This window comes from Paenibacillus sp. 1-18, assembly GCF_000520755.1.
GTDB classification, from domain to species: Bacteria; Bacillota; Bacilli; order Paenibacillales; family Paenibacillaceae; genus Paenibacillus; species Paenibacillus brasilensis.
Map to the genome: position 1 here is coordinate 1 of NZ_ASSB01000134.1, position 17,477 is coordinate 17,477.

13 protein-coding genes and 5 pseudogenes are annotated in these 17,477 nt (G+C 43.3%); 12 read left to right on the forward strand and 6 right to left on the reverse strand.

The window, feature by feature from the left end:
• Nucleotides 1-384: 384 nt before the first annotated feature.
• The 3 pseudogenes from L693_RS32085 to L693_RS27870 all read left to right on the forward strand — a co-directional run.
• Nucleotides 385-3,161: pseudogene (locus tag L693_RS32085) on the forward strand (family 78 glycoside hydrolase catalytic domain).
• A 79-nt stretch (nt 3,162-3,240) separates the two neighbouring features.
• Nucleotides 3,241-4,307 (forward strand): annotated as a pseudogene (locus L693_RS0108590) (MFS transporter).
• Nucleotides 4,304-4,696, forward strand: a pseudogene (locus L693_RS27870) (AraC family ligand binding domain-containing protein); the annotation flags it as partial. The pseudogenes L693_RS0108590 and L693_RS27870, both read left to right, overlap by 4 nt.
• Before the next feature lie 792 nt (nt 4,697-5,488).
• Here the strand turns inward: L693_RS27870 and L693_RS0108600 are convergent.
• Entirely contained in the window at nt 5,489-5,827 is a 339-nt protein-coding gene (locus L693_RS0108600) for a winged helix-turn-helix transcriptional regulator (protein WP_025716912.1), read from the reverse strand.
• Between the two features lie 151 nt (nt 5,828-5,978).
• Here L693_RS0108600 and L693_RS0108605 point away from each other — a divergent pair, with 151 nt between their 5' ends.
• From L693_RS0108605 to L693_RS0108615, 3 genes are read left to right on the forward strand one after another with little or no spacing between them, the layout of a single operon-like run.
• The gene (locus tag L693_RS0108605) at nt 5,979-7,220 is read left to right on the forward strand and encodes an MFS transporter (protein WP_049825099.1); all 1,242 of its coding nucleotides are present in this window, start codon (nt 5,979-5,981) and stop codon (nt 7,218-7,220) included.
• A 13-nt stretch (nt 7,221-7,233) separates the two neighbouring features.
• Nucleotides 7,234-7,857: an ester cyclase gene (locus tag L693_RS0108610; protein WP_025716914.1), complete on the forward strand. Its 624-nt coding sequence runs from the start codon at nt 7,234-7,236 to the stop codon at nt 7,855-7,857.
• A 29-nt stretch (nt 7,858-7,886) separates the two neighbouring features.
• Nucleotides 7,887-8,438: an NAD(P)H-dependent oxidoreductase gene (locus L693_RS0108615; RefSeq protein WP_025716915.1), complete on the forward strand. Its 552-nt coding sequence runs from the start codon at nt 7,887-7,889 to the stop codon at nt 8,436-8,438.
• Nucleotides 8,439-8,602: 164 nt separating this feature from the next.
• Here L693_RS0108615 and L693_RS29050 read toward each other — a convergent pair whose 3' ends face one another.
• Nucleotides 8,603-8,851, reverse strand: a complete 249-nt coding sequence (locus tag L693_RS29050; RefSeq protein ID WP_025716916.1) for a hypothetical protein — start codon at nt 8,849-8,851, stop codon at nt 8,603-8,605.
• On the opposite strand from L693_RS29050, the pseudogene L693_RS29055 reads away from it, so the two are divergent.
• A pseudogene (locus tag L693_RS29055) lies at nt 8,843-9,223 on the forward strand (transposase); the annotation flags it as partial. The gene L693_RS29050 and the pseudogene L693_RS29055 sit on opposite strands and share 9 nt — an antisense overlap.
• Before the next feature lie 275 nt (nt 9,224-9,498).
• Here L693_RS29055 and L693_RS0108630 read toward each other — a convergent pair.
• A complete protein-coding gene (locus tag L693_RS0108630; RefSeq protein WP_025716917.1) occupies nt 9,499-9,681 on the reverse strand; it encodes a hypothetical protein in 183 nt (60 codons plus the stop codon).
• A 1,228-nt stretch (nt 9,682-10,909) separates the two neighbouring features.
• On the reverse strand, nt 10,910-11,104 hold the full coding sequence (locus L693_RS32380) for a winged helix-turn-helix transcriptional regulator (protein ID WP_155983789.1): 195 nt from the start codon (nt 11,102-11,104) through the stop codon (nt 10,910-10,912).
• Between the two features lie 16 nt (nt 11,105-11,120).
• Between L693_RS32380 and L693_RS0108640 the strand changes: the two are divergent.
• The 3 genes and pseudogenes from L693_RS0108640 to L693_RS0108655 all read left to right on the forward strand — a co-directional run.
• Nucleotides 11,121-11,753: pseudogene (locus tag L693_RS0108640) on the forward strand (helix-turn-helix domain-containing protein); the annotation flags it as partial.
• A gap of 129 nt (nt 11,754-11,882) precedes the next feature.
• The gene (locus L693_RS31925; protein WP_269320833.1) at nt 11,883-12,014 is read left to right on the forward strand and encodes a hypothetical protein; all 132 of its coding nucleotides are present in this window, start codon (nt 11,883-11,885) and stop codon (nt 12,012-12,014) included.
• A gap of 301 nt (nt 12,015-12,315) precedes the next feature.
• Nucleotides 12,316-14,709, forward strand: coding sequence for a polyprenyl synthetase family protein (locus L693_RS0108655; RefSeq protein WP_049825101.1), 2,394 nt, complete (start codon nt 12,316-12,318; stop codon nt 14,707-14,709).
• A gap of 65 nt (nt 14,710-14,774) precedes the next feature.
• Here the strand turns inward: L693_RS0108655 and L693_RS0108660 are convergent, their stop codons facing one another.
• Complete coding sequence (locus L693_RS0108660; RefSeq protein WP_025716921.1) at nt 14,775-15,353, reverse strand: RBBP9/YdeN family alpha/beta hydrolase; 579 nt, start codon at nt 15,351-15,353, stop codon at nt 14,775-14,777.
• 281 nt (nt 15,354-15,634) lie between these two features.
• Between L693_RS0108660 and L693_RS31930 the strand changes: the two genes are divergently transcribed.
• Complete coding sequence (locus L693_RS31930; RefSeq protein ID WP_269320834.1) at nt 15,635-15,766, forward strand: hypothetical protein; 132 nt, start codon at nt 15,635-15,637, stop codon at nt 15,764-15,766.
• Between the two features lie 113 nt (nt 15,767-15,879).
• Here the strand turns inward: L693_RS31930 and L693_RS0108670 are convergent, their stop codons facing one another.
• Nucleotides 15,880-16,449 (reverse strand): DUF1697 domain-containing protein, encoded by a 570-nt coding sequence (locus L693_RS0108670; protein WP_025716923.1) that lies wholly within the window; start codon nt 16,447-16,449, stop codon nt 15,880-15,882.
• Between the two features lie 408 nt (nt 16,450-16,857).
• Here L693_RS0108670 and L693_RS0108675 point away from each other — a divergent pair.
• On the forward strand, nt 16,858-17,477 hold a 620-nt coding region (locus tag L693_RS0108675; RefSeq protein WP_025716924.1), incomplete at its 3' end, for an ADP-ribosylglycohydrolase family protein.

The following is a 17,477-nucleotide window of genomic DNA, read 5'->3' on the forward strand; positions in this document are numbered from 1 at the left end:
GGGCGGACGTCCTCCTTGTTTTTTTCGGATCGGGGGCAGCAGGGGTTCAAGGATATTCCATTCTTCATCCGTTAACTCATATCTTCGTCTCATATTCCTTATTCTACTAGATTTTTACGAGTTGTACAGTTTGCGTACAGACCCTAGTAAAAATCAAGCTTGAGTCCGTCCCAAACGGATTCAGGCTTTTTTATGTGTGAAGCTGCTCTGCAAACGTACATATTTTTCTAATAGACCCATTTTAAGATTTGATATCAGGTTTGTAATTTCAACACCTGTAAATCAAGCATATAACATGCAGGGATACAACATTGCGCACAATCAATGGAAGCGTTTTAATTTGAGTATAGGAACACAAAAGAAGACCTCAGGGAGGACATAAGAATGCTAAAAGTGAAAGCGCTTAGATGCGAACATTTAAATAATCCGATTGGACTAGGTTGTCTAAAGCCGCGGTTAAGTTGGCAGATTGAATCTGACAAAATATATGTTTCCCAAAAACGGTTCCAATTGCAGGTATCTGTTCATCCCACATTTGAACCGCTGATCTGGAATCATTTTGCCTATTCGGATCAATCCATTTTGTTTCCATATGAAGGTCCTCCGCTGGAATCAGGACAACGATATTATTATCGGGTAAAAGTATGGGCTCAGGGAGCGGGTGACACGGAACCAGAAGAATCGGAATGGAGTGAGTCCGGTTTTTGGGAGATGGGGCTGATCCATGAGCAGGACTGGAAGGCACAATGGATCACTGTGAAAGAGCGGAGCATAAATAAACAGCTTCAAACAAGGGCTCCTTTTGCCGCTTCCAAGTGCTTTTCCGTTGAGGGAACAGTGATAAAAGCAGTCATTTATGCTACAAGCCTTGGTCTGTATGAACTGGAGCTAAATGGACAAAGAGTGGGCGATGCTTACTTTACCCCGGGATGGACGGATTATAACGATCGTGTCCAGGTGCAGGCTTATGACGTGACTGCTGCCATTCGAGAACAACATAATCAAATCACAGCAACGGTGGGTGAAGGCTGGTATAGCGGTTATCTGGGCTGGCAGAAGCGCAAGGACACCTACGGGAACACGAATGCATTGCTGCTGCAAATGAAGATTAGCTATGAAGATGGCCGTTCTGAGCTCATATGCTCTGATTCTTCCTGAGAGGAAACGAGCTGTGCCATTTTAATGTCGGATATTTATAACGGCGAAATCTATGATGCCCGACTTGAACAGGGGACAGCCAAACATAGCTCTTTAACCGAACGGAAAAAGATGCAGGTCGTCCCGTTCCCATTCAGTCATCTGGTTGCTCAGGAAAACGAGCCTGTCCGTGTGATGAACCGATTGAAGCCTGTTGAACTCATTCGGACCCCCAAAGGCGAGCTGGTGCTTGACTTGGGTCAAAATATGGTAGGCTGGCTGGAATTTAAAGTTGAAGCTCCCGCAGGTACAGTTTTGAAGCTGGTGCATGGTGAAGTGCTGGATCAGCAAGGGAACTTTTACAGGGATAATATTCGCGATGCAGCGCAGCAGATTACGTATATTTGCAGCGGGAAGGGGACGGAGATATTTCGGCCACATTTCACTTTTCAAGGCTTTCAATATGTGAAGCTTGAGGGTTTCCCGGATGGCGTTACAATTGAAGATTTTACGGGAGTTGTTTTGCATTCGGACATGGAGACGATTGGATGGTTTGAGACATCCGACCCGAAACTCAATCAACTACAGCACAATATTGTGTGGGGGCAAAAGGGGAACTTCCTGGATGTGCCAACCGATTGCCCACAGCGTGATGAGCGATTAGGCTGGACCGGTGATGCACAGATTTTTGCCAGAACGGCCAGCTTTAATATGAATGCGGCTTCATTCTTCCGAAAGTGGCTAAAGGATTTGGCTTACAACCAGCTGGAGAATGGGGCGGTGCCTTTTGTAGTGCCGGATGTTCTTAAAGGAACCTTTGCCGACAACATGGACAAAACAACGGCGCATGGGGAGACGCGGCGGTTATATGTCCGTGGACCCTATATCAATGCTATGGGGATAAGCAAATTTTAGCTCAGCAGTATGACAGTATGAAAGCATGGGTGGACTACATCCGCGCCCAGGGGAACGAAGAACATCTTTGGGATACCGACTTGCAGCTTGGAGACTGGCTGGCGCTGGATAGCGAGGAAGGAAGCTATTTTGGGGCCACAGATGGAACGCTGGTAGCGACTGCATACTTTGCGTATTCGACCCATATTTTGGCGCAGACGGCCAAACTGCTTAATCGTTATACCGATTACAGCACATATAGAAGCTTGCATGAGGGGATTAAAACTGCTTTTGCGGACCGTTATTTCGATGACGCTGGCCAACTGACCTCCAATACCCAGACTGCACAGGTTGTGGCTTTGCACTTCGGATTGGTGCCGGAAAAATATAAAAAGCAAGTGATTCAGGAGCTTGTGCGGCTCTTAGAAAAAAAAGATATGCATCTGGACACCGGCTTTGTGGGCACACCCTACCTATGTCTGGTTTTATCCAACAATGGCTATACGGATGTAGCTTACAAGATTTTATTTCAAAATGATTATCCTTCATGGCTCTATCAGGTTGAACGGGGGGCGACGACCATGTGGGAGCATTGGGACAGCATCAAAGTGGACGGCTCGTTCTGGAGTACGGATATGAATTCGTTCAATCACTATTCCTACGGTTCGGTTGGAGACTTTATGTACCAAAATATTGCCGGAATCAACCTGCTTGAAGCGGGTTATAAAAAATCACGACTAGCTCCCAAACCGCCTGCCAACCTTACTTCCGCCCACGGGAAACTGGAGACGCCATATGGTGCGCTTGAAGTCCATTGGGAAATCGTGAATGAAGAAATGCAGATGACGGTTCACGTCCCGCATAATACGACCGCTGAAATTACACTTCCGGGAGTTATGGAGCCGGATGCATTACAGAAGACCATTGCTATGCAATATCCGTCGATTCAGAATCCGCCAGTTTATATACCACAGGAGCTGGCTGGGAGAATGGGGATTGCCGGGGAACAGGAGATTTTCCAAAAGAACGGAGAGCATGAGATGACGTTTACGGTCGGTTCAGGGCAGTACGCCTTCCAATACAGATACTACCAGGCTGTCCAGGTTCCTGCACATGCAACCAGAGGCTAAATAACATAGACTAGAGGTGAGAAACTTGAAGAATATAAAAAACAAAGGTTTGTTTAAAGCGGCGCTGCTGTCCATTTCCTTGGTCCTGACATCAGCGAGTGCCATTTCAGCGATCATACCGATGATGCTAAATCAATTATCAGGAGTTTCCAGCTCGCTGATTGAAAGCGTAGTTACGATTCCATCCTTCTCGATGATGCTGTTTGTGCTGTTGAGTGGTCCGATCTCTTCCCGATTGGGCAAAAAGAATACAGTCCTGCTGGGACTTTTGCTCGTGGTCATTGGCGGTATATTAGTGATTTTTTTGAAGGGGACGAACGTGCCCAATTAGTAGGCTTTCAAAGCGCCGTTCAAGGGCTCGGAAGCAGCCTGGCTACCTTTGTGGCAGGACAGCTTGCTTTGATCAACTGGCAGTTTGCCTTTTTATGCTATGCAATCACCATTCCTATCGTACTGTTATTCTTTCTCATCATTCCCGAGCCAGAGCGTGGGGAGCCTACAGTGGAGCGTTCGACAGGAACGGGCCACAAGAGCGGCGGGGTATCTCTACCTGTACTTGGATTAGCAGCTGCACTTTTCCTGTTTATGACCTTTATCATGATTGTGTATACCAAAACAGGCATTATGATTGCGGAAAGGAATATGCCTAATCCCGGTTTTTTAGGAACCGCGTTAACGCTGTTCTCCTTGTCAACCATGATTGCAGGCTTCTTGTTTGGTAAAATATATAAATGGTTTAGAAACTATGCTCCCTTTATCTCCAGTCTGTTAACAGCAACAGGTTTTGTACTGCTGTGGTTTGCTCAGAATGTGACTATGGTTACTGTTGCCATGCTTATCATTGGCTTTAGCTTTGCACTGTTTATTCCCTATATTTTTACCATATTAACTAAAATCGTACCTAAAGGCAGTGAGACGATATCTATTTCGATTGCGATGGTAGGCTCCAATTTGGGAGCGTTTGCTTCTCCTTATGTCATCAAGTTAGTTGGCATGTTGTTTGCAAATGAAACCGCCTCATTTTCCTTTCTCGTTTCTGCGATAGTGTTTACGATTGCTGCACTCATCTGTCTGGGAATCGCTATTAGAGGAAAGGGGAGCAAAACCAGGCGGCAGTTCACAGTTAAGGAGGGGCAGTGTTTATGAACCTTCATGAGTTGGATCAGTTGCTGAGAACCAAAACGGAAATTGAACGGTTACAGCAACAAAACAATCAGGTGATTAATGATCTCTCCGAAGAATCGGAGGACGAACGATACTATGATGTGAATCAGAATATGTATCGAATGCCCGCTTTGTTCTTCTTCGGCGAACATGATATTTATATTAGCAAGCACAATAGATTTGCTCCGATGCTGGAGCACATGCATGAATTTATTGAATTAAACTATGTTTATTCAGGTAAGTGCAATCAAATCATAGCAGGCAAAGAAATTCAGCTTTGTGAAGGCCAAGTGTGTGTGCTGGATAAGGATGTGCCCCACAGCATTGCTCCTTTGGGGGAAGACGATATCCTGGAATCCCTTGTCTTAAAAATCAATGAACATATGAAATGCACATTACGGCATTACCAGAATGTGGAATACGGTTTAAAAACGCCGAATGTAATATTAAGCTTATTGATCTGCCAGATGTGCGGAGTGGACCCGAGAGAAGTCGAAGAATGGAAAATAAAACCTGGGTAAAATTGGTGATTTCAAAGTGATTAGAGACGATAACAATAAGATAATCGAAATAATGGAAGTTAATGAGAGTGAGTTACAAGCCTTAAGTAAAACATTTGGATTTATAATAACTGATGGAAATTTAAGGTTTGATTAATTAGAGTCATTGTATAAGCTACTGAAAAAGCTTTAAACCGTAAAAGGGGAAAGAAAACCTCGGGAAATGATGGTTTTCTTTCTTCTTTTTTTATGAGAAGGATAATCGAAGTACAACAGTTCCTCCGAAAACGATTCGTGAGAGGACTTCTACCTAAAGATAATATCGACTAGATTTACGCATCAGTCGGCGACATCACCCTGAAAAAATGTATTGTCTTACACATTATTTACATGTATTCAATGTATTTTTGGTGGAGCATCGACAAAAAAGCAGCGTAAGACTGAAACGAAACAGTCTTACGCTGCTTTTCTGTTACTCAATCGTTTCCCGTTTTCCATATCCATTTCTTCCGATGGTCCATCACTCTTGAACGGTAACGTAAAGTCGAACTACATCAGTCCTCAGTAGGTCATTACACAAACTGCTCATCGAACCGTTTTCGCCCTTGCTGAACTAACTGATTTCGGATCAACTAAGTTTCAGAAATCATTACTAGTAATTCTTTATAAATTTAACCCAAATCTCTTTAATTCGATAAAAATACCTTCCAATCGTTTTCCTTTTTCCGTTAACGTATATTCCACGCGCGGTGGAACTTCCGGAAACACCTTCCGTTCCAATACGCCATGAACCTCTAATTCCTTAAGTCTGAGTGAGAGTGTTTTCGGACTTATCCCATCCATGGATTTCAGTAGGTCGCTGAATCGTAGCGTCCCTTCAATAAGCAGGTCCCGAATAATTAAAAAAGTCCACTTTGTCCCTATCACGTCAAGCGTTTTAGCAATGGGGCAAGGCTCGCCCGGTGTTCCTTTAGTCAGTTCAATTGGTTCGAGAACGCTCATCGAAAAATCCTCCAAAAAAATTTTTCATCTGATTTAGCTTATTATATCACAATGATATATTTTGGGGAACTATATGAATTAAATATCACTACTTCCATAAATGAATTTACTATATATATAATATCAATGTGAGCTGATAAATCTATTCTTAATGAGGGAGGTGATTACAATATCTACAGAAAATCAACGGAACAAGCTTCCCCCAGCACTGATTGCTCTCTTGATCAGCGCGTTTGCTATCGGTACAACGGAGTTCGTCATTATGGGCATTCTGCCGGATGTAGCAAATGATCTGCATGTCACCTTGAGCGCAGCCGGATTACTCGTTACCGGATATGCGCTAGGTGTCGCAATAGGCGGTCCGTTGATCACCGCATGCACCAGCCGTTTGTCGCGTAAGTCGCTGCTGTTCGGGTTGATGCTCATCTTCGTAGCAGGGAATCTGCTTGCGGCGGTCGCCCTAGCTTATGCTATTCTGATGATCGCACGCATCCTTGCTTCCTTCGCACATGGCACATTCTTCGGGGTCGGCTCCATCGTGGCGACACGCCTCGTTTCTCGCGAAAAACAAGCGAGCGCTATTGCTTTGATGTTTACCGGGCTTACACTTGCCAATATTCTCGGTGTCCCAATCGGCACGTTCATCGGACAAATGTGGGGATGGCGTTCTACTTTTTGGATCGTAACGGCTCTCGGCATTCTATCTCTCATCGGGATTGCCTTCCTCGTTCCACGCATCCAAAAAGAACCCACTTCGGATTTTCGTCACGAAATGCGTGTTCTTCGAAGCAAACAGGTAGTACTGGCTTTATTAATGACAGTGCTAGGGTTTGGCGGGGTGTTCACGGCCTTTACGTACATCGCCCCTATATTGACGGATATCACTGGATTCAGCGTCGGCGCGGTCACTCCGATTCTGCTTTTGTTCGGTATCGGGATGACAATCGGAAATGCCATCGGAGGCAAATTATCCGATTGGAAGCTGATGCCGTCCCTTGTCGGGATGCTCACACTCTTGACTGCTGTTTTGGCTATCTTTACACTGACCAGCTACTTTAAAATCGCCGCCTTGGTTACTGTGTTTGTCTGGGGTTTTGCATCCTTCACGATCGTTCCTGCTTTGCAAATGCGGGTATTAGCGAAAGCAAAAGGATCTCCGAATATCGCTTCTGCTTTGAACATCAGTTCCTTTAATCTGGCCAATGCTGGAGGAGCATATCTGGGCGGTTGGGTGATCGATAGCGGCCCAGGGCTTGGTTCATTACCTTGGATAGCTGCAATCGTTACCGCTGCCGGACTCGTGGTTACCTTGATCAGTTGGTCGCTAGATCAGAGAGAGGCTGCATCTTCAGAATCTGCCGAACATTCTCGGAGTTTATCTATTAAGTCGTAGTAGGAGGATAATCATGTTTGCACACAAAAAAATAATGAGCTCGATAGCTGTCAGTGTTGTCATTTTCGGCACAATGGTGTTAACGTCTGCGTGCGGCACTAACTCGGAGGCAGCTGTTTATGAAAAACAAGCAACCGAATCGCCCGCTAAAAAAGACATTCAACTGTTGAAAGATCTTCCTCAACCAAGTTCGATGACAATTGATTCTTCATTGAACTCCGAGGAAGCTACAGCTATGGTACAAGCGGCTCAGCGCTTCTATGCATTCTGGAACACGGGTAATGAGGATCTCATTGGGCAAACTGTTGTACCAAGCTTTATCGATAACACGTTGCCAAAGGGACGGCCTCAAGGGCCTGAGGGCTTGACATTTGCCTCCCGCAACTTTCGAAAAGCAGTTCCCGACTTGCAGTGTAAAATTGAAGATTTATTGGTCGTTGGAGACAAGGTAACCGCTCGTCTATCATTCACCGGAACGCATAAAGGAGAGTTCTTGGGGAAAGCACCGACAGGGGCTCCCATTCACTTCATGGCGATCGATATTTTACGCATCAAGGATGGGAAAATCGTTGAAGATTGGCACTTGGAAGATAATTTGACTTTAATGCAACAACTCGGTGTCGTACCGGAAAATTAAACGTTGGCATTCGAAAGGGATGGTAGAAAATGAAAAATTTACTTATCATAAATGGTCACCAAAAATATGGTTCGTCAGAGGGAAAGTTGAACCAAACATTAGTAGATAGCATGGTGAGTTTGCTCAAAGAAAAGAACAACGTAAAAACAACAATGATTCAAAACGGATATAACATTGAAGCAGAACAACAGAAGTTTATTTGGGCTGATGTTGTCATTTACCAAACCCCCATCTATTGGTTCAGTGTTCCTGGATTATTAAAAACATACATGGATGAAGTATATGCATACGGCTTATTTTTCAAAGGCGCTGAGCAATATGGGAGAGGCGGATTATTAACCAGCAAAAGCTATATGTTTTCTACGACCTGGAATGCTCCAGAAAAATCATTTAACGATCCGACGCAGTTTTTTAAAGGGGATGGTTTAGAAGGAGCACTCAGTCATTTACATCGTATACAGGAATTTCTCGGCATGCAGCCTTTAAAGAGTTTTGCTTGCTACGATGTCATTAAAAATCCGAAGATCGATAAGTTTGTATCTGAACTCGAAGCACATCTGAAAGCTGTATTGAATTTTTAAGCCATTTTAAAACATAGGAGGAAAACTCATGTTATAAGATAAAAGAAGTTTGGTGTGAGAAATCGCAAGAGTCCCTATAGTTAAAAGAAGAACAAGGGGATAATACGGTGGCTTTGGACGGCATATGCCGTCCTTAGTAACCTCATGCCCAATATACTACATATTTATTTTTTATTTATTATTCTTATTTTATTTAGTGCTTCGTTATCAAGGTCTAATTTTAATAAACTATATTTATCAGCATGAGTATATTTCAAACCTACAATAACGTTATTGCCGTTAAATGATTTTAAAACAGAAATGGTCTCAGACTTAAGGATGTATTCTAGCAAAGCATCCATAAGAAGGGTAAAGATCAATGAGCTTACACCTAAAATCACAAAACCCTCATCATATGAGTTGATATTGCTCACCGAAGATTCCATCCCAGACAAGGACTGTTTCCGAAATGGAAGTTTGAATACGATGCCAAACGCAATGTGTATAGATTCCCGGCCAAACAAGAACTGCCTTACCGAACGACGGACCGTAAGGGATACCGGCAGTATGCCTCTGACCCAGCTCAGTGCCAGCATTGCCCACGGCTAGGCCAGTGTACCCCGTCTCGAAGCCACCGTAAAGTGGTGCCTCGGCATGTCTGGGAAGACAGCGAAGAGTGGGTACGGAGCAACCGGTTGAGCCCATCCGGTAAACAGCTGTACCACAAGAGAAAAGAGAAGATTGAACGAAGCTTCGCGGATGCAAAAGAGCTTCATGGGTTTCGCTATTGCGGTTTGCGCGCTCTTCTTTTTGAGATACGGGTTTCTTTTTGGTATCGAAACCAGTTTAGAAGATTATTGTTTGTCTCGGTTGAACATACAGGCAAGGTGATGCTATTTTCTATCTCGTGGTGGTTTTGCTGATAAAATCCTGCACCATATGGGATATCTCGTTGCTTAACTGCTGTTTCTGTTTCATGGATTGCTGTTGAAAGTTCTGCTTATCTGAACCCATTTTTTTATATACTTCTACTGCTCCCTCCAAGTCTTTTATTGCGGCCTTTGTGAAGCGTTCAGGTTCGTCATGTAGTTGAGGATGCCAGCGGAAGGTACTGGTTCTGCAGTGTACTGATCTGCTGATTGAGATACTGAACCAACGTATTAAGGTCTGATGCTGCATGGATATTTTGTGAGATGTTGCCGTAAAATCCGCCAAGTTGATTCAAATAATCAACTTCTTTCTTATTCAAATGAGATGTATCCATGTTCAAGTCCCCTCCTAAATAGTGCTGATGTGTAATTACCATTCATGCCCATTACCAGCGCATTTGTGTTTGCTCCAATGGTTACTGTTTAAATTGCAGTAAGAACTACAATGCGGGCAGGAAGCCAAGCAGGTGTAATCACTACGCGGGTCAATGGGTGTGTGGAGTGAAGTTACTCTATGCAATGGCGGTTTTTCTAAAGTTTTAACCATGAGTAGCATTCCCTCCTTTCTTAGATTTGGACTGTCAGAAACATCAAATTTCTGCTTACTGCCTCTAATTACTATGTCCTATTTTATGAATCTGTATGTACTCCAAAAAGTAAGTGAAGGCCGCTTGTGCCCTGACTATGAAGTTTGAATCCATAGTCGTAGAGGCTCAGGTTATATGATAATCTCACGCAATTTATCAGTCCTAAGCATTAAGAATACCTTGCAGAGAAATGCTGTAGCCAATTCGGCAGTCTTGAGACAAAGTCATCAAAATTTAGAATTAGTGCGGCTTCGGCTGATGCGGTGGGATCGGCCATTTTCGAGAAAATGGGGGTCAACATTCGGGATCTGAATCAAATATTCGGGATGGGATTCCCGCTGATTCAATCTGCAGAGGGCGGATTAGGCGTGGGTTTCTTTTTTCACATCATAAGGTACTGGTCACTGCAGAAACAGGGGTAACACCCGTATTTCCCAGAAACTAGACCTATTATTATGTAAAGAAAAGGAAACCCATGTCTCCAAAGACAGGGTTTCTCGATAATCTGACGCCAAGGACATGGTGTTTTTTTCTATAAACCGAACAGTATGATCGTCTAATAGGATTGACGTAAGGGAAACACAGCGGCTTATTTCTTTCGTGAAGCAGCCTTAACTGTTTGAAGGTCAAAATTAAACTAAACTCAAGTAGAACCGGCAATGTACCGAATATTGATCTTTGACGATGAAGAAATTATTACAAACTTTATGCCAGACAAGCTCGATGCTGTAAAGTTCGTTCAGGCAGTGAAGCCTTGGGGTGGATGGAACGGACTAGAATCAATATCATTCTTACGGACATACGTATATGAGATCAAAGACCTCAGCCTATCAACCATACTAACAGATGCAAAAAAGCCGAATCCTCTTTAAGAGTTCCAGCTATTTTTACTTTAATAGATTACCGTGAATTCTGTTATCATGCGCTGCAGGGAGTAACGGCTCACTCATGTCAACAAATTCCTTTTCTTGACTGTTCATATATTCAATGTGATTTTTCCCCAATGAACGAGTGTATCTAGTATGGGCTTCAGAGACTCTCCGTACTCCGTAATGGCATACTCTACTAAATTGATCAGGCAATCCTGACCATAGGGAGTGTCTGCAAAATAAAAATCATAAAGAGAGTTACGACCATGGAAGATTTTCGAACAACAAACAATTTTAATCATATAGTATGCGAACGTTGATTTGTTAAAAAGTATTTTGCTGCAAAGAGAAACGATTTCATCCCTGTTTCTACAACGGTTATCCAAGAAAAAAAGTCTGATTGGCGAATTTCTCGCTAACTCTGTCCTCCAGCATCAGCACCATAATCACTTTATCATTTTTGAGTCGCAGCATAATGAAAACCTTCAATATATACTGCGCAGAATCTTAATCGAATATTTCTCCAGGCAAGAGGATTCGATAGAATTGGTCAAGGCTTATTTGCCAATTGTTTTTGGAGAGTTGGTCCGTGTATTGGAAAGCGAGCATAATATTCACTTAAACCAGCAGGAAAATAATATTACATCTATTCTGAATTACATGGAAGAGCATTATCAGCATTTAAGTCTGCAGCAGCTATCTCATCATTTTAATTACAATAGTACGTATTTAAGTAATAAGTTAAAAAAAATAACCGGTCTTACTTACACTCAGCTTATTGCCAACATTAAGCTCAATGCAGCCTATTCTCTGGTTGTGAATACCAATCTTCCGTTCGAAATGATATTTAAACAAGTTGGATATAACAGCATGAGCTTTTTCTATAAAAAGTTCAAAATGGCGTATGGCGCCACCCCGCAAAATATCCGAAACAAGCAGTTGAGGAAATGAAGGATATACAAGGACGTTCAATTCTAATGGGCGTCTATATTTGTTATAATAGCAAATTCATAAGCTGAAGGCTGATGAAATGATAGGCTGCGGGACACCTTTGTCTCCGGCAAAAGGGAGGATACATTCTTGAAAAAGACGCCGTCTGAGTGGATGTATCCGAAGCATCAGATCACAGCAATTGTAAAAGGATACGACGAGCTGAATCAGTGGGTGATTTTAGATCAAACGCAGGTTTTCAAAAATCAGTTCGCGGGTTGAAAGTGGGCATTGGAATACTGAAAGGGGAATGATCATACAAACTTTAACAGTTGCTGAACTGGTGGATGCAAAAGTGATTGAAACGCCTACGAAGAAGGGAGCATATGGTGACCAGCTCCGGTGCAAAGCGCCGGGGCTTTTTACATCGGCTTGATTAAACCAAGGAGAGCATTTTGTCAAGCAGTATGATAATTTCGTAACCTCATTGATTCTTTCCCGTATAAAGATAAAAACATGATCCGAATCCGTTCCCGTCAGGGAAGACATGCAACCATGTTTAACAAAAATAGAAGTTGAGGTAATGCATTGTATGAATGAGAAATTTATTAATCATGCCGATAAAGGATATCAGCAAGCTGAGCAGAAGGCCGCTCAGTATTTTGCATCACTTTATACACAGGTCAGAGACAAGACTTATGTGACTACCCTGACAGAGGATATTCAAATGTGGAAAATGAATCATATTCATCATTCTTCATGGTTATCTTTTTTTTCGCGGACCCGGAGAAAACCTGATACTCGGGATTATCACAGATACATTCAATGGCTGAATTATACAGGCAAATTGGATGCTTACCTGGATCGAAGCGTCTCCTATATTTATATGAGGGATTTAGGCAAAGCTCTGAATTCTCCTGAAACACAACTCCGGATTCAGCATGCCATTGTTGACATAAAAAAACACTTGATTCAATCCACCACTGAAAACGGGGGAGACCAGCCAGCATTTATGAATTTGGCCGGGTTGTATCGGTGGGCCCAGAAGGAAGGCATAGAAACCGCCACGATCTGGGTAATCAACAAACTTAGATCCGTATCCTCCCATATTCCAAAGGAAATGGATGCAGAGCAAGCCCAGCGCAAACTGATTAAGATCATAATTGGGGTTATTCTGCATGTGATGGAAGAAATGGACGATAAAGTATCAACTGCGGAACGTACTCGCAGACTGGATGAAGCCATCAGGCTTGGTTATTCCTATGGTCTAACTTACCCTTTCATTGACGATCTTCTCGATTCCCAGGTATTGACCGCTCAAGAGAAAGAACAATACTCCCGCATGATACGTGCCGCTCTTCTCACGGGATCAGTGCCTGAGTTGGGCGATTGGACCGGAAATAATATGAAGTTAATTCAATACATACATTCGGAGCTCTCGGATGCTTTTGAGTATATTAGGGAACATCAGCGGCCGGACACACAGCAAACATTTTTCGAGCAGTCCTATGTCTTTTTTCATTCTCAGGATATCGACCGCGTGAAGGTCCTGACACGAGCTGATTACACCAATGAAGAGCTTTATATACCTGTCATTTTAAAATCTTCTTCTTCCCGATTGATTGCTCGTTCTGTGATTGGTGCTCCAGAGAATGAGGGCTTTGAGCAACGAACATTCTTTTATGGTATCTATAACCAGTTAGCTGATGATTTTGCGGATATGGTTGACGATATGAGAGAGGGTGCGGTAACACCCTACACCTACTATTTAAAATATCATGACAAGCGTTCGGATCTTATCAACCCCTTTGAATTATACTGGGTGGTCATTTCCTATTTGATCCACAACGTGTATGATTCCGATGCTATGGCCCGTGAGGTGATATTGGATCGTGCAATGAATGGACTCAAACGTTACAAAGAACGTGTAGGTACTGGAAAGTATAACGAGATCATGGAGATCTTTGCATCCGGAAATCCGGAATTCAATCGTCTCATCCAGCAGATGGTGCAAAAAGCGGATGATGTTGATTTCTTCGATAAGCTGCTTCGGGACCAGATGATTACCTATCTGAAAAACGATTCGAGAGAAAAGGAAGATTTTTTTAATACACTCAAAACAGCTCGCCATCAGATTAACAACCAATTGAAAATTCCCAAACCGCTAGGGATTCCGGCGATGAAAAAACAGCTTATCGATGCTGCAAATTACAGACTCAAAGGGGATGGGAAACGCATACGGCCTATATTAACTTGGGTGATGGGCGTAAACGAATATGGACTGGACCCATCAGCAATCGTGCCACTGCTGAGATCATTGGAGTATATGCATACCGCATCCCTGATCTTTGATGATCTGCCAACCCAAGATAATGCATCCACCCGCAGAGGACGTCTGACTTTACATCAGGTGCACAATAGCGCTACGGCGGAATTAACCGGTCTGTATCTGATCCAGAAAGCAATTGGAGAACAATCGTCACTTGACCAATTCAATGCTGAGACTGTACTTGCCTTGATACAATACTCGGCTCAAAAGGCAGAAGATATGTGTATGGGGCAGGCGATGGATCTGGATTCAAAAGGAAAGGCATTGACATTGAAGCAGCTAAATATGGTGTGCTTTTATAAAACAGGAGTAGCATTTGAGGCTTGTCTGGTTATGCCTGCCATGCTCGCACAGGTCAAGGAGCCGGAAATTGCTGCTTTGAAGAAATTCGCTTACCATGCGGGGATTGCCTTTCAGATTAAAGATGATTTGCTTGATGTGGAGGGAGATCTGCTCTTACTTGGGAAACCTGTTGGCAAGGATTCTGAAAATAATAATTCGAATTTCGTGTCCATCCTGGGTCAGGAAGGTGCCAGCAAAGAGATGTGGGAACACTATTGTCTTGCTATGGAAGCGTTGAAAGAGGTACCCCGCAACACCGCTTTTTTGAAGCATTTAATGAATTATATGGTTAATCGGGACCGTTAAAAAAGAGCATACCCCATTGCTTAATATAAGCGATGGGGTATTTTGCGTTAGAGTAAAGCATCGGTTCAATTCTTGATCATATCCATTAAAACTTGATATGCAATGGGTAAGGAAGTAAAACCGTCGCGCTCTAAAAAGTGGCCTCCGTGTTCTACCTCGTGAAAATCAGCTTGGATATCTTGCGCTAGTTTCTTACTTAATACAAAGGGGACAATCGTGTCATCCTTTGCAGCAATAACTGTACGCATCTTTGCCGAATCCATGATTTGCTTATAATCCAACTGTTCCCTTGTAAACTCATCTAATGACGGCAGGGTTGGCACTGGATCGGTAAAACCGGAGACGAAGACAAGACCACCGAGTGGCTCTGAGATACTTACTTGCTGTAAATATCTTAATATGGAAACACACCCCAAGCTATGGCCAACAAAATAGGTATCTTTATGTAGAACCTCAATACTTGATAATAAATGTTGGGTCCACTCATGAAGCCGGGGAGCTTGCGAGTTGGGCATATCCAATATAGCTACAGAAACGCCATCTTCCTGTAGCTTGTCTTGTAGCCAAGGAAACCAATGATCGGATGGTGAAGCAGTATAGCCATGGATGATATACACTTGTTTTTGATTTTGCAGGTTTGTCACTATACGTTCTCTCCTATTATTCTGAGTTTATTCTCTTCTAGTTTAGCAAATTTTCCAAGCTCATGAGTACCTAAATTCATAGACATATTTGGTCTGTTCCAAGCTCACTATCATTGAATGAATATTCTTTATTTTAGCAGTAATGTTATTTCTCTTATAAAATTAAGCGTTTTCTACCGATATATATATCATCACGGTGTAATCTCTTAATTCTTATGGTCTCCATGATCATGATCAGCTTGGTGGGGGTGCTCATTGTATCGTTGGTAGGGGTTTTCGGCATGTATCAAGCCAAAGAGGGCCAAGGTATGGTTTCTTCGGCGGAAAAGTCTCTTGAAGTGGCACAGCAGTCCGATCAGGTGAAGGGAAGCGCTGCCCGACTGAATGAACTGGTCGAAGGCTTTAAAATTTAACGAGGTCCATACAGTGATGGGTATTTAAATGAAGGACGAAGAAAAACAGTTGGGGAGCCGTAAGAGGGCTCCCTTTTTGAGCATACTCTACTAGGATTGCTTACGTATTCCAGTCAGGAGTCCGTATCCCGTAACTCTTCTTGCTCAGCCATCTGCATCAGCTTATAAATCTGCCGGGTCGTGTTCACATTCCGCACTGTCATATGCTTGTACAGACTGGAGCCAACCAGTTTCGTCATCCCGCTTTTTGTGACATTTTCTTTGCTGACAGAAAACAGAATAGCCCCAGGTGTATACATTACATTGCCTATTCCCCGCTTCAAAGGAAGCTTCTCCAGAACAGAGATATCGTTAATTTCATCCCACAGAAACAATACATCGCTTTTCATCTGTGTATCATTAGACCATTCCTTCGGTAATGCCTTCATAATGTTCTGGATTTCAGTTATATTGCGGACAATGACCCGGATGGGTAGGCTGAAATCCTCCAGAATCGCCTGCTCCAGTTGGAGCGACAACTCCTCGTTGGATTGAACCTCACTGGAAAAAATGATGTTTCCTGAGTTGATGTAAGTCGTCACATGGCTCATACCAGCTTTCTCAAATGTTTCCTTGAGCTTTTTCATATTAATCTTGTTATTGCCGCCCACATTAATGCCCCGCAGCAATGCGACATAGATCATATAAGGTCCACCTCTCTTGTACAAAAGAATTTTAAAACGGATAGGTATTCAAATAAATACGCAGTTTGGTTTTCGCCCAGCAAATGACGCAGCAACGGGCCTACGTGCTCGATAAATTCATTTTTGGTTTCGTATGTGTCTTCATCTCTTAAAGATATTATAATATAGAAGTCCAGCGAGATTAACTTATAATGTAGGCTATGGAAAACTCACAAAATAATCAACTTCATTATGGGCAGTCATGATGAATATGATTTTCAATACGATGTTTCAATAAGCTTTTCGTAGATGCAAGAATATTTATGAAGACCTTTAGCTCGAATGTACTGTGTTTTATGATTATGTTCCTTCCTGGTAACATGGAAAATATACGTTAATTATCACAATTGTAAAGAAGGTAGAACCGGAATGGAACTTATCAAGGATCGTTTTTTTGGATGTCTGGTCGGGCTGGCCGCGGGAGATGCTTTGGGAACTACGGTGGAATTCAGCAGTCCAGGTACATTTGAACCTGTAACGGATGTCGTGGGCGGCGGTGTGTTTGGATTAAAACCGGGACAGTGGACGGACGATACGTCCATGGCGCTCTGTTTAGCCGAGAGTCTGGTGCGAAAGGATGAATTTGATCCGGCAGATCAGATGCGGCGATACACCAATTGGTACTATGTAGGATATATGAGCAGCACGGGAACGTGCTTTGATATCGGTGGAGTGACAAGAGGAGCGCTGCATCGGTTCGAAGCCACTGGAGATCCGTACAGCGGATCTGTTGATCCCATGAGCGCGGGAAACGGCTCCATTATGAGGCTTGCACCTGTTGCTATGGCCTATGCGAACCGTCCGGAAGAAGCGCTGATGTATGCCGAGATGAGTTCACGCACCACCCACGGGGCAGCGGAAAGTGTTGAGGCCTGCGCAGTGCTTGCTGCAATCCTTGTAGCAGCACTGCGTGGGGCAGACAAAGAAGCAATGTTATCGGCCGACGTGTGCCGAAAGTGGCGGCAGGGCAAGCCAGCTTATTCGGCAGC